Source organism: Marinobacter caseinilyticus (assembly GCF_011074955.1).
GTDB classification, from domain to species: Bacteria; Pseudomonadota; Gammaproteobacteria; order Pseudomonadales; family Oleiphilaceae; genus Marinobacter; species Marinobacter caseinilyticus.
This window is the reverse complement of sequence record NZ_WUQJ01000002.1, coordinates 1-12,973: the sequence shown is the minus strand read 5'-3', so window position 1 is coordinate 12,973 and position 12,973 is coordinate 1. Positions and strand designations below refer to the sequence as shown.

The following is a 12,973-nucleotide window of genomic DNA, read 5'->3' as shown; positions in this document are numbered from 1 at the left end:
CGCTTGATTGATGATGGGGGAGCTCCCGCTCAGTCGCGAAAATTATTGAACTGCAGCGGTAGATCAAGATCCGACTCACGCAGCATGGCCATGACATCTTGGAGGTCGTCCCGTTTTTTGCCCGTCACACGGACTTTATCGCCCTGGATCGCGGCCTGCACTTTGAGTTTGGCATCCTTGATCATCTTCACGATCTTTTTGGCCTGATCGGTTTCGATACCCTGGCGTAACACCAAGTGTTGCTTGACCAGCTTACCGGATTTGCTATCGCCGTCTTCGGAAATGGCCCGGCCGTCGATATTGCGTTTGGCAAAGGCCATTCGCAACATGTCCATTAGCTGTTCCAGCTGAAACTCCTGCTCCGCACTCAGGGTAATGCCCTTATCATCAAGCTCAAACGAGGCATCGACGTTTTTAAAGTCCCACCGGTTACCCAAGTCGCGCTTGGCCTGATCGACGGCGTTGGTGACCTCGTGCATATCTATTTCGGAAACAATATCAAAGGATGGCATAGTCAAACTCCCAAAGTGCGGAAAGTATCACGCCCGAACCAGGAACTGACACTGAATAGGCGATTCAATCCGCATGTTCTAAATTTATGGACGGCACAGCTCTGTTAAAAGGCTATAATGGCGCTCACGCTCGAACTTTCGTACAGCTTTTGCGTTTCATCAGAAGCTCCGGCAGTTCCACGAAGGTGCCAAAGCATACCAAGACAACGCCGGCACCGCATCTGACAATGGACGTGTGGGTAGTAGACAACAATGCCAAATCTCGATCTCCCAATCCTTGTGGTTGATGACGCCAAATTCAGCAGCATGGTGGTTAGTCGCGCCTTGCGCAATGCCGGTTACCGTGATGTGCGGGTCGCCAACAACGCACCGGATGCGTTGGCGCTGATAGAAGACCGGTCCGTCAGCGTGCTGATTGCTGACTGGCTGATGCCGGAAATGGACGGGTTACAATTAACCGACAAGGTCCGGCAACTCGATGAGCAAGACAACCACTACACGTATGTGATTCTCCTGACTGCCAAGGAAAGCGTCGAAGCGTTGTCTGAGGCGTTTGACCGGGGTGTTGACGATTTTATCTACAAGTCAGACATGAGCAAGCAGTTGATTTCCCGGATTTTCGCTGCTGACCGCATGGCGGATCGCCAGAACACATTGCTGGTCGCGAATTCTCTCCTGATGGAAAATAACCGGGAACTGGAAGCCAGCAGCATCATCAATCTCGAAACCGGGCTGTGCAATAACCGCTACGCTCGCGAACAGCTCGGTAAAAGCCTCCGACAGGCCGAGGCCAGAGGTGGCGCATCCGCGTATGTGCTGATCGGCATTCGGAACTGGCAAGCCCTGAAGCGGCAACACAGCGCTGCCATTATGAGCGAATTGGCCTTGGGCATTGGCAGGCGCCTGACCCACCTAATCCGGCCGATGGATGCTCTTTGCCGGGTTGGCGATAACCAGTACGCCATCATTGCCCACTTTTCCCACAGCGACCTTTGCACAACCACCACATTTCGCAGGGTATTTGATGGTATTAACCATAAGGCACTGAAAACAACCGCCGGCTATATTTCCGTTGAAGCCGGCATTGTGCTTTGCAAGGCCGATGCCAAGAAAGGTACGCCCTCCGTTCAGGAAATGGAGCGGGCAGCTGTTCAGGGCCTGGTCGAAGCCTATGAAACCCGACGCTTCACTGAAATCGCGCCGGATTTATCTGCCAATGTTTGAGAATCCGAGCGCCAATCTCTTGGCGTCGGCTCAAACAATTCGTAACACGGCGACACACATCACGCACAGACTTTGAAGGTGCCAAACTCTATTATCGAATGGTGGATTTAAGCAGTATCCCCCATGACGGAGGAGTTAAGTTGTCCCTCCGTCACCAAATGGGAGAGTCCACAAAAAGTAACGAATTTTTCAGGCACTTTCGTTCTTTCCTTATATTTAGGCCAGCCCATAAGCTGGCCTTTTTGTATTCTGACAGTAGTGGGTTAGGCCTCATTGCCCTATTCTTTCCCTTCGCTAAAACCAAATCATCTATACTGTGTGTTGCTGCTTGCCCAGTCGTTTTGCTGACGCATTTCACCAACATAAAAGTCTGACGATTCCGATGCCCAACCTTGGTTCAGCTTCCGTGGCCGCTTTGCGGCAATATGCTCGCGCTGCCACCGCGTGGAAAATGGATATAGGCCCGATACTGGCGGCAGCCAGACTCTCACCGACGCTATTGACGTCCGACGACGGCCGGGTAGACGGCGACGCATTCCAGCACTTCATCCATTTGCTCTGCCACGAAAGTGACAATCCGATTCTCGGACTTGAGACCGGTGATTTTGTTCAACCCGGCTCTTACAGTGTGCTGGGCTATATCACCATGAGCTGCGCAACCTTGGGCGAAGCGGTGGCATGCATAACACCGTTTGAAAAATTGGTCGGTGATATGGGCATCACTCACATCACCACGGATGACGACCAAATAGGACTGGTGTGGCGGTGTGCGTACACTGATCCAACCGTTCGTCCTCAGTTGGTCGACAATGTGTTCGCGTCCTGGATCAATTACGCCCGCTGGCTGGCTGACAACCAGACCGCCTGCCCGGTCCGGGTGAATCTTGAACGGCGCTCACCCGGGGCAGAACAAGAACAGGCTTACACCGAACGGTGGCGTTGCCCGGTTCACTTCGAGGCTGGAGAGAACGCCGTGTTTATGGATCGGCGCCTGTTGTCCATGCCCCTGAGACAACCAGACTCCACACTGCGCAAGACGCTGGAAACGCACGCACAGAACCAGTTGACGACCCTGGATACGGACACCGCCTTAACCACCCGCGTCAAACACGGTATTCAACAACAACTGTTGCACGGCATTACACGCCAGGACGTGATTGCGGAACAAATTGGCATGACCAGCCGCACATTGCAGCGCAAACTCAGCCAGGAGGGCGTGTCGTATCAGAAGCTGCTTGATGAAGTGCGGCAAGCCATGGCCGAGGACTACCTCACTAACAGCCAATTACCAATACCTGACATCGCCCTGCGGCTCGGGTTTAGTGAAACTACATCTTTTCACAGAAAGTTTAAATCGAACACAGGCAGGACGCCCGGGGAGTTTCGGCAGGAACTGGTGGGCTGACGTGTCCGGCGGGCGAAGTGTTGCTCCGCCCGCCGGACATCAGACGTCAGACGTCAGACGTCAGACATTAGGACAGCTTACGCCCTTTGCCTGCGGCAATACGTAACCTCAACGCATTAAGCTTGATAAAGCCTGCCGCGTCTTTCTGATCGTAAGCGCCATGATCGTCTTCAAAGGTCGCAATTTTCTCGTCAAACAGGGAATCATCGGACTTGCGCCCGACCACGTCCACACTACCTTTGTAGAGCTTGAGCCTGACCGTGCCGTTGACGTAAGTCTGGGTCTGGTCGATCAGCGCCTGCAGGGCTTCCCGCTCAGGCGACCACCAGTAACCGTTATAAATCACTTCAGCGTAGCGTGGCATGATGCTGTCTTTCAGGTGCGCCACTTCGCGATCCAACGTAATCGACTCTATGGCGCGGTGACCACGCAACATAACCGTTCCGCCCGGTGTTTCATAACACCCCCGGGATTTCATGCCCACGTACCGGTTTTCAACAATGTCCAACCGTCCAATGCCATTGGCGCCAGCAACCTTATTAAGATGCGCCAACACTTCGTGTGCTTTCATCGGCTGGTCGTCGACCGCGACAATATCACCCTTTTCATAGGTCAGTTCGATGTAAGTCGGCGTATCCGGCGCCTGCTCCGGCGACACACTCCAGCGCCACATCTCTTCTTCAGCCTCGGCCCAAGGATCTTCCAGCACCATGCCTTCATAAGAAATATGCAGCAGGTTGGCATCCATTGAGTAAGGCGACTTTCCCTTCTGCATATCCACTGGAATGCCGCGCTCCGCGCAGTAAGCCAACAGCTTTTCTCGAGAATTCAGATCCCATTCACGCCACGGCGCAATGACGTGGACACCCGGCTTAAGAGCGTAAGCGCCTAACTCAAAACGAACCTGATCATTACCTTTACCGGTAGCACCGTGGGAAATTGCATCGGCGCCGGTCTGGTTGGCAATGTCGATTAACTTCTTGGCGATCAGCGGACGAGCAATGGACGTACCCAGCAGGTACTCACCCTCATAAACCGTATTGGCGCGGAACATAGGGAACACAAAATCCCGCACAAACTCTTCCCGCAGGTCTTCAATGAAAATCTCTTTAACACCCAGCGCCTCAGCTTTGGCTCGCGCGGGCTCTACTTCTTCGCCCTGGCCCAGATCGGCGGTAAACGTCACCACCTCACAGTTATACGTATCCTGCAACCAGCGAACAATAACCGAGGTATCAAGACCGCCGGAATACGCCAGTACCACTTTCTTAATGTCAGACATGCCCTTGCTCCAGACTGAACAGAATGGATGAACTCAAATTGAGGGCGCTTATTGTACGGTAGTCGCGGCCTCGCGGCCAGATAGGCTCATTCAGGTAGACGGAATAGTTCGTCCAGCTCGCCGTTTTCATCCAACTGCCGGACAGCGTCCTGAATCGATTTGCGAAACTCCGGGTGATCCGACTTACGGGACAGATACAAACAGGCTTTGTGTTTACTGATCACAGTGTCGGTCTGGAATCTGGAAGACGGTATCTTTTTGTTTTCCAACGTGTGATAGAGCGCCTGGTCACTGGAAACGACGGCATCAATGCGCCCGAGCATCAGCATATCAACGGCCTGCCCCAGGTTACTGACAGGCACCTTCTTCATCTGCCGGGCGTTCTCGAAGGCTTCGCCATAATAAGTGCCACGGATATAGCCTACGGACTCATCCGTCAAACTTTCCAGCGACAACGCCGGACCCTTTTTCGCCAATGTTGCGAGAATGATATCCACGGAGACTACTCTGGCAATACAGATTCCTGTTGCATCGGCGGTCGGGCTTTGGAATAACACGACAAAATCCGACTCACCTGAGCCCAGTTCAGCAATGGCTCGGCGGTGAGGTCTTAAATGATTGATTACCGGAATATTCGCAATGGCCGCAATTCGATCTGTAAACTCAACCAGCATGCCTTTTGGTTGGCCATCATCATCTGTGTAGGCCCAGGGCCAGACGTCCGCCGTTGCAAACAGGGCACTTGAGAGAGCAGCCGATCGCTCTGGGGATTCCGCACTCAACACCCATGCTGGGCTGAGCACCAGTGTAAAGACCAGACAATGGGCACGGAAAAGACGTTTAGCGGGGGCCAGGCCAATGGAACTCATCTATAAACGCTCATTTCCCATGAATACAAACCCGATACCGATCAAAAAGACCGGGTTGGGCCAACCCATCCACCCTTGCCTTCAAGGGCCCCGCTTTAATAATGACTTCACGCTGGCAATTTACTCACGACCACAAATGAAAAAGCCCAACCGCCAAAAAGGCAAGCCAGGCCCGAGACACCGTCCGTTGGGTTCATTGCTCAATATCCCAAGAAGTCACCTGCACACCGCCTGTCAGTGCCACATCAGGCTGGGTACTAGCCAACCTCTTGTGGTGACGGTTGTTGTACAACCTCACTACGAATACCGTCCCAGCCGTCTTTGATCTGACGCAACAGTGCGGCCACTTCTTCGAGCTTGGCAGGATCATTGTGTCTGTTAGCCTCAAACAACGTACGCTCCATATAATCGTAGAGCGCCTCAAGTTGTTTAGCCAGTTCCCCACCTTGCTCAAAATCCAGAAAGCTGCGCAACCCGCCAATAATGTCGATGGCCTTGCTGATCAGCTTACCTTTACCTTCGATATCTTTCGCCTGCATTCTGGCTTTGGCCATATTGATACGTTCAAGCGCACCGTTATACAGCAACTGAATGAGTTTGTGTGGGTCCGCATCGGTGATGCTGGTTTGGGTATTGACCCGCTGGTACGCTTGTAAACCGTTCATAGTCGACCTCATCGTTAGCCCTATCGAGTAAAGGGCTTAGTTGTCCCGATTATTCTGTGGCGCCAAAGCAGCCAGTTGTTGCGTGACGTAATCGCGGGTGCTGTTAAGTTGAGCAATCAGCGAGTCGGCAGCGCTAAACTGAGCCACCAGGCGTTCTCGATAGGACTCAATACGCTGATTCAGTCGCACACGCTCCTGGGCGATGTTATCCAGTTCCTTCTGCAGACTGTCCGAACGATTCTCAAGCCCGCTGTTCTCACCCAGAATATTGGTCACCAGGTTGACGGTTTGCTCACCAATGCCTTCAATGAAATTCAGTGCACCGCGCGCTCCAACCGAACCACCTGTGACCCGAACCTGGAGGCCCGCAGCATCCCCGCGCGAACCGTCCACAAACAATACCTGGCCATCGCCGGTGGCGAGTTGCCCCCCGATCGTACCGGCCACGTCCTGACCTGCAACACCCGTCTGCACCGAAAGGCCCAGCAGCGCCGCCGAGTTAGTGTCCACTGCCGTCAAACTGACATTGGATTCACCGCCGTATTTCCCGGACGTAAAGCTCAGCGCACCTGTACCTGCATCGAACACAACCGACACGGAACGCCCGGCAGAGTTAAGAGCCGTATTGGAGCTCAATTGTGCCTGTATTTCAGCGGCCAACGCATCCCGGGTATAGGATCCGGCCGTCAGCTTGATGCTAGCCGTCGTGGTATCGTCGATACGAAACGTCAGATCATCATTATCGGCATCAATCAGAACATCGGCAGCGCCTGCGTTGGCGCCTAGTAAACTCCCCCGGGCCGCCAGTTGGGTGATGTTAATCGCATACTCACCGGGCTTTGAATCAACGCCACTGCGAACAAACTCGATTTGTGCGTCTGTGGTCCGGCCTTGCTCCGCAAACAAAGCGGTGACGTCATCCGGGTTATTCTTCAGCTGTTCCTGAAACTTCGCCCGATCAAACTTCAGCTCACCGTTCTCGAAATTGGTGGTGATACCGACATCGACAAGGCTTCGGACCGACGCATTCTCCAGCCCCGGAACGATGTTGGTCAGCACACTGCGAAGCTGATTCTGTATATTCCTGACCGTTGAATCACCCGACAACAGGCCACCTTGGCCCGATTCGGCGTTAAACCCTGCCAACCCTTTGATCACCTGCTGAAACCCATTAAATTTGTCAACAAATGCCTGAACCCGGTCAGCGACGGCGTCGGTATCCTGATTAACCTTTACGATGGAGGTAACATTTTCCGCGGTCAGCTCAAAACTGAGACCGTCCACGACGTTTTCAATGGTGTTGGTCGACCGGGTTATACTGATGCCATTCACTAATAGGTCGGCATCTTGCGCGGCCACGGTTTCCGTCATATTCGATGTGGTGCCGTCGAAAACGAATTGTGACAGGCCCAAAGCATCTGTGTTGTTGCCATCGGTGTCATTAGCAGTAATGGATATCGCGTTGGCGGTGCCCGTTTCTTCGGAGGACATCACCAGACGAAAACCAGAGCCGGTATCGATGACCCCGGCCGTCGCGCCTAAGTCGGCGTCGTTAATGGCATTTGCAATGCCCTGCAGCGTGTTGTTCGTGCTATCGATGCTAATGGTCTGGGACTGGTCACCGACTTGAATCGTCAAAGACCCTGTACCGACAGCCGTTGCATCTTTATCCAGAAATGTACCCGACGCCAGTGACTGGGACTGCGCGAGGCTGTTGACCTGAACGGTGTAGGTACCCCGGTTGGCCTTGCTGCTATCAACGGTAACGGCAACATCATCATTTGAAGAGGACGCTGAAAAGGCTTTCAGATTGTCTGGGGCACTCAGTTGACGCATGGGCAAGCGCAGCTCTGTCACGGCACTGCGCAATGTACCGTAAGCTGAAATCAGCGCTTCTGTTCGTTTTTGGTTGAAGTCGAGACGAAACTCCGTCGGCTTGCGCTCCGCAGCAACCAACTGATCAACCAGGTCGGAACTTAAAACCCCTGACCCAATACCGAGTGATGAAATGCCTGCCATAGCTTGTGCCTCTCAAGGCCCATTAACGTGTCTATTCAGTTATCGGCTGCATGCGGCAAAACTTTGCCCATACGCTGTAAATAATTGTAGCCGAGCTTACCGGCCGCACCGTTGGCCGCTTCTGTGGTTATAAAGCCGCCGCAACCCCTTAAACAGAAACACCGCCAGCCTCTTGGTGAAGGCGGCGGTGCTGAAAGTCCATCATTCAATACCGGGGTAAACCGGCAAATTGTTACACCTCAATATTGAATAATGTCAGCGGTTCATCCTGCTGCAAGTTCTCTGCCAACCTCAAAGCAACATCGTCAGGGATTTGGCGAATAACTTTATCGGTCGCCTGATCAACCACTCGGACGATCGTTTTACCGGAGTCGTTATTCACTTCAAACTGCAAATCCCGCTGGACCGTCTGAACAAAATCGTTCAAACGCGTAACAGCATCGTTCAATTGCTCCCGCTGGACCTCACGATTTTCCTGAAGCCGCTCTACCCTGGAGGGTTGCTGCACGTCAGTCGAGGAAAGCCTGGAAGCCGATGGCGCTGCCTGAGCAGAAGCATTCGCTTGTGCTCCTTCGTTCCGAGGTGACGCCGACGCCCGAGCCGGAGCCTGTTCACTGGTACGAACCAGCTTCAAATCCGGGCTGTTCAGATTTACGTCATTCATAGATCACCCCACTCCTTTAAACGGCGTTAAGCCGGCCCCCCGAGGGAGCCGACCTTTACCGCATTACTCCGCTTACTGCAGGAGAGACAGAACCTGCTGAGGACGGGCGTTAGCCTGTGCCAGAACCGAGATGCCTGCCTGCTGCAGCACCTGGGCCTTGGACAACTTGGCAGTTTCTGCTGCAAAGTCCGCATCCAGAATCCGGCTGTTGGCCGCTGACAGGTTCTCAGCGGTGGTGGCCAGGTTAGAGATCGTCGACTCGAAACGGTTCTGAGCCGCACCCAGGTCCGCACGGATACCACTGATCTGCTCAAGCGCTGCATCGGCGATCCGAATCGCGTCGTTGGCACCGGTGACCGTGCCAATATCGATGGACGATACTGACTGGAGGTTTGAACCCACAACCGCATTGGCCGCGGCTTCGAGAATGCTTCCCGCAGTTTCATCAACGCTTGAACTGACCGAGAAACTGCCAGCAGAGCTGAAGTTTACCTGGCCTGACGCAATTGCGCTGTCAGTTGCGCCTGCGCCGCCCGTGGGACCGGTCAACGTGACGGCAGTCGGGTCACCACTGCCCTGGAATGCGATGGTTTCACCGGCATCGCCACTGCTGGCGAAGTCTTCGATACGAATGTCTTTACCGTCCGACTGGGTCAGGGTGATTTCGCCACCGTTCGCCTTTGCGGTTACACCGGTTGTACCGGAAGTATCGTTAATGGCTTTTGCCAGCGCGCTCAGGTCGGCACTGGTGACCGCCGCAGAGATGGTCGCCGCGCCACTGCCGCTGCCCAGGGTAAATGATACGGTGCCGTCGGCGGACAAGCCTGACAGTGTCGCTTCGGTAGAAGCGTCTGCGGTCACACCGGTTGTGCCCGTTACAGCATTAATGCTGGCGGCAACCGACTCTGCGGTATCACCGGCTGCCAGACTGACAATCTGGGAACCTTCAGGACCGGACAGCGTTATATCCTGAGCTGCGATCGTGTTAGTAGCACCCGTCAGATCGGTCGCGACGACGGACACCGAACCAGTACCCTGACTGACGGACGTTGCGCTCTGGCCGACAACGGTGTTGTTACCCAAGTCTGCACCACGAGCACCGGAAACCGACACTGAGATGGTCTGGTTCGCGTTGGCACCAACTTGGAAGCTCTGAGCGGTAAAGCTGCCGTCAAGCAGGTTGAGGCCGTTAAACTGCGTGCTGGAGGCAATACGATCCACTTCCTGTTTAAGCTGGTTAACTTCGCCTTGCAGCGCAGACCGGTCGGAGGCTGAGTTGGTGGAGTTGGCAGACTGTACGCTCAGCTCACGGATGCGCTGGAGAATGTTGGTGGTTTCTTCCAGGGCGCCCTCGGCTGTCTGGGACAGAGAGATGCCATCGTTGGCGTTACGTTGGGCAACGTTCAGGCCAGAAATCTGCGACTGAAAGCGTGTTGAGATGGCCAGACCGGCTGCATCGTCTTTTGCAGAGTTGATGCGCAGGCCTGAAGACAGACGCTGAAGCGCCTGGTCAGAAAGACTTTGAGATTTGCCCAATTGGTTCTGAGCAGACAGTGATGCGACGTTGGTGTTGATACCGAGAGCCATAGTACTTCTCCTAAACCGTTTATTTACTCTTGGAAGAGGCCTGGCGCCCGCTCTCTTAATGCTGGCCGCCGCCCTGCTGTAATGCTTAACGGCATCACCTGATATTCCTTTAAAATTAATTAACGAAATATTGTTAACGTTTGTAAAAGCGGCAATTACCTTCCCTTGTCTTTGCCTCAATTGCGGCAAGTGGCCGACACACCTCCCAAAATAAATAAAAATAACTCTTTATATTCAATGTCATATAAAAATAATTAAAAACTGGCACAGCCTTCGCTATACCCGACCCACGAGCGTTTAATTTTTGAACTTCGGTCGGTAGGGCGCCTCTTTTTGATCGGGCACTTCGCTTCCGGCTTCTCTGAGTAAGGAGAACGACATGCCTCAGATCATCAATACCAATACGGCTTCACTGAATGCCCAGCGCAATCTCAATGCCTCACAGCGGGACGCCGATACTGCGTTGCAGCGCCTGTCATCAGGCCTTCGCATCAACTCGGCGAAAGACGACGCCGCTGGCTTGGCGATTTCGGAACGGTTCACCTCCCAGATCAACGGCCTGAATCAGGCAGTTCGTAACGCCAATGATGGCATCTCTCTCGCTCAGGTCGCAGAAGGCGCACTCGGCGAGTCGGGTAATATACTGCAGCGCATTCGTGAACTTGCGGTGCAATCGGCCAACGCCACCAACTCGGCCTCTGACCGGCGCGCACTTCAATCCGAAGTCAACCAGCTCAAACAAGAGCTTGAGCGAATCGCCACGACCACCGAATTCAACGGCCTCAAGTTATTGGATGGCTCCTTCCAGGCCCAGAAGTTCCAGGCCGGCGCCAACGAAAATCAGACGATTGCCGTTTCAATCGCTGGCGCAAGAACGACCGATCTTGCCAATAACACTGTCGACGCATCCAACGCCACCGCGCAGCAGGGTACCGGTTCCGTCACGCTGGCAGCTGCAGATGCTTCTGCTGCCAATACCATTGGTGCCCAAATCCTGACTGTTTCCAGTTCACTGGGCCAAGCCGACATCACCATCAATGCAGGCGACTCCGCTGAAGAGGTTGCCGCGGCCGTCAATGCATCAATCGAAAGCACTGGCGTCGAGGCGAAAGCAAGAACAACGGCAGAACTGTTTGGCCTGGGTGGGCCTGGCACCTTTTCCCTCACGGTCTCCAGCGGTGGTGAAAAAGCGACGATATCCGCCCAGATTGATGATGTCGCAGACTTGCGGCCACTGGCCCGGGAGATTAACGCAGCGTCTGGAAAAACCGGTATTACAGCAGAAGTTGAAGACGGTCGCCTGATTCTGGTTCAAGAGGAAGGCAAGGATATTCTGGTTGAAGATTTTTCCACCAATGCCGCTACGACCACCGCCAGCTTCCGGGGGGGCGCTGAACTCGATGCCTCTGCGATTACTCTCGACGGTGCGGCTGCGTCCGTGACCGACAGCTCACGAGCGTCCGGAGAAATCACGTTTGACTCATCGGTCAGCTTCGCCATCCGATCTGACGTTGCCGCAGCTGCAGGCAGCGTGCTAAACGTCGTGGCTGACACAGCCGTAGGCTCAACCAAGGAAGATATCAGCAGTATTGACATCAGTACGTTCCAGGGTGCGACCGATTCTCTGGCAGTGGTTGATGCAGCCCTTGAAATCATCAGCGGCATTCGAGCTGATCTTGGTGCAGCTCAAAACCGCCTCGAATCGACCATTGCTAACCTGAGTACAACCTCAGAGAACTTGTCGGCCGCCAGATCACGCATCCGGGATGCCGACTTCGCGTCAGAAACCGCTGAACTCGCCAGAACCCAGGTACTTCAGCAAGCAGGCTTATCTATTCTGGCGCAGGCCAACGCACGACCGCAGCAGGTATTGCAGTTGTTGCAGGGCTAAGACCCAACGTGACTGCCAAAGGGTCGGCCTTCGCCGACCCTTTTTTGTGTCCGCAGGAAACCGTAGCCAGTGCGTCAGCTTCGGAGGCGCCGTCAGGCGCCTGAGTTTGCCTCAACACATTGGCACCCCTGCGGCGTGCTCAGAAGCTGAAGCGTCTGCTACGTGACTCCCCTGACTCGCCAAATGTAGCCGATGCTTCAGCTTCGGGGGCGCCGTCAGGTGCCTGAGGTTGCCCGCACACATCGGCACCCCATTCGGGGTGCTCAGAAGCTAAAGCGTCTGCTACAGGAACGAGGAGTCCCAGTGGGGATACTGGCGAATGGATCTGACTAACCCGGCACGGACTGGATTCATTATTATGTAGCGGGCGACTGTTCGCCGGTCTTCGTAATTGCGCAGTGCCCTTTCATGAAAGCCTTTTTGCCAGGGAATATGGAAACCCGCGAATTTTGAGGCGTTCACTTTAAGTAATGCGACCACGCCAGAGAGCTCTTTCTCTATTTTTAATTGCAGTAACAGATGGATGTGATCTGGCATGATTACCCAACAGGTGATGATGGCCTGGTTTTGTATTTCCAATTGCCGCATGACCCTAACGACTGAGCGGGCGGATTGAAAATTATGGAATATCGGATTCCTGTTTTGGGTACAAGTTGTGAGTAGGTATTCCTGCCCGACAATAGAGTAGCGGTGACGGACTGCGTCTTTGTAACCCATATACCCCATCCTTGGAGTTAACGATTTTATTGATTGTAGGCGGTTTGGTCCTGAGGTTGCCTCGACACATTAACACCCCGGCAGGGTTCTCAGAAGCTGAAGCGTCTGCTACGTGACTCCCCTGACTCGCCAAATGTA

11 protein-coding genes are annotated in these 12,973 nt (G+C 54.1%); 3 read left to right on the top strand and 8 right to left on the bottom strand.

The features are described from left to right. Nucleotides 1–29: 29 nt before the first annotated feature. Entirely contained in the window at nt 30–512 is a 483-nt protein-coding gene (locus tag GRX64_RS00135; protein WP_166263162.1) for a YajQ family cyclic di-GMP-binding protein, read from the bottom strand. Nucleotides 513–764: 252 nt separating this feature from the next. On the opposite strand from GRX64_RS00135, the gene GRX64_RS00130 reads away from it, so the two are divergent. Together GRX64_RS00130 and GRX64_RS00125 are read left to right on the top strand one after the other, a co-directional pair. Then, nucleotides 765–1,736, top strand: a complete 972-nt coding sequence (locus tag GRX64_RS00130; RefSeq protein ID WP_166263161.1) for a GGDEF domain-containing response regulator — start codon at nt 765–767, stop codon at nt 1,734–1,736. Nucleotides 1,737–2,187: 451 nt separating this feature from the next. Further along, complete coding sequence (locus tag GRX64_RS00125) at nt 2,188–3,141, top strand: AraC family transcriptional regulator (RefSeq protein WP_235937464.1); 954 nt, start codon at nt 2,188–2,190, stop codon at nt 3,139–3,141. A 67-nt stretch (nt 3,142–3,208) separates the two neighbouring features. On the opposite strand, the gene GRX64_RS00120 is transcribed toward GRX64_RS00125, so the two are convergent. From GRX64_RS00120 to GRX64_RS00095, 6 genes are all read right to left on the bottom strand, one after another. Next, complete coding sequence (locus GRX64_RS00120; RefSeq protein ID WP_166263159.1) at nt 3,209–4,423, bottom strand: argininosuccinate synthase; 1,215 nt, start codon at nt 4,421–4,423, stop codon at nt 3,209–3,211. Between the two features lie 86 nt (nt 4,424–4,509). After that, nucleotides 4,510–5,292 carry a substrate-binding periplasmic protein gene (locus tag GRX64_RS00115; protein WP_166263158.1) on the bottom strand — a complete coding sequence of 261 codons (783 nt, stop codon included), beginning with the start codon at nt 5,290–5,292 and terminating at the stop codon, nt 4,510–4,512. Nucleotides 5,293–5,549: 257 nt separating this feature from the next. Next, complete coding sequence (gene fliS / locus GRX64_RS00110) at nt 5,550–5,957, bottom strand: flagellar export chaperone FliS (protein WP_166263157.1); 408 nt, start codon at nt 5,955–5,957, stop codon at nt 5,550–5,552. A 36-nt stretch (nt 5,958–5,993) separates the two neighbouring features. After that, on the bottom strand, nt 5,994–7,976 hold the full coding sequence (fliD, locus tag GRX64_RS00105; protein ID WP_166263156.1) for a flagellar filament capping protein FliD: 1,983 nt from the start codon (nt 7,974–7,976) through the stop codon (nt 5,994–5,996). 232 nt (nt 7,977–8,208) lie between these two features. Beyond that, complete coding sequence (locus GRX64_RS00100) at nt 8,209–8,640, bottom strand: flagellar protein FlaG (RefSeq protein WP_166263155.1); 432 nt, start codon at nt 8,638–8,640, stop codon at nt 8,209–8,211. Nucleotides 8,641–8,712: 72 nt separating this feature from the next. After that, the gene (locus GRX64_RS00095) at nt 8,713–10,227 is read right to left on the bottom strand and encodes a flagellin N-terminal helical domain-containing protein (protein ID WP_166263154.1); all 1,515 of its coding nucleotides are present in this window, start codon (nt 10,225–10,227) and stop codon (nt 8,713–8,715) included. Between the two features lie 379 nt (nt 10,228–10,606). Between GRX64_RS00095 and GRX64_RS00090 the strand changes: the two genes are divergently transcribed. After that, nucleotides 10,607–12,118 (top strand): flagellin N-terminal helical domain-containing protein, encoded by a 1,512-nt coding sequence (locus GRX64_RS00090; protein WP_166263153.1) that lies wholly within the window; start codon nt 10,607–10,609, stop codon nt 12,116–12,118. A gap of 282 nt (nt 12,119–12,400) precedes the next feature. On the opposite strand, the gene GRX64_RS00085 is transcribed toward GRX64_RS00090, so the two are convergent. Further along, nucleotides 12,401–12,835, bottom strand: coding sequence for an REP-associated tyrosine transposase (locus GRX64_RS00085; RefSeq protein WP_166263152.1), 435 nt, complete (start codon nt 12,833–12,835; stop codon nt 12,401–12,403). Nucleotides 12,836–12,973: the final 138 nt, after the last annotated feature.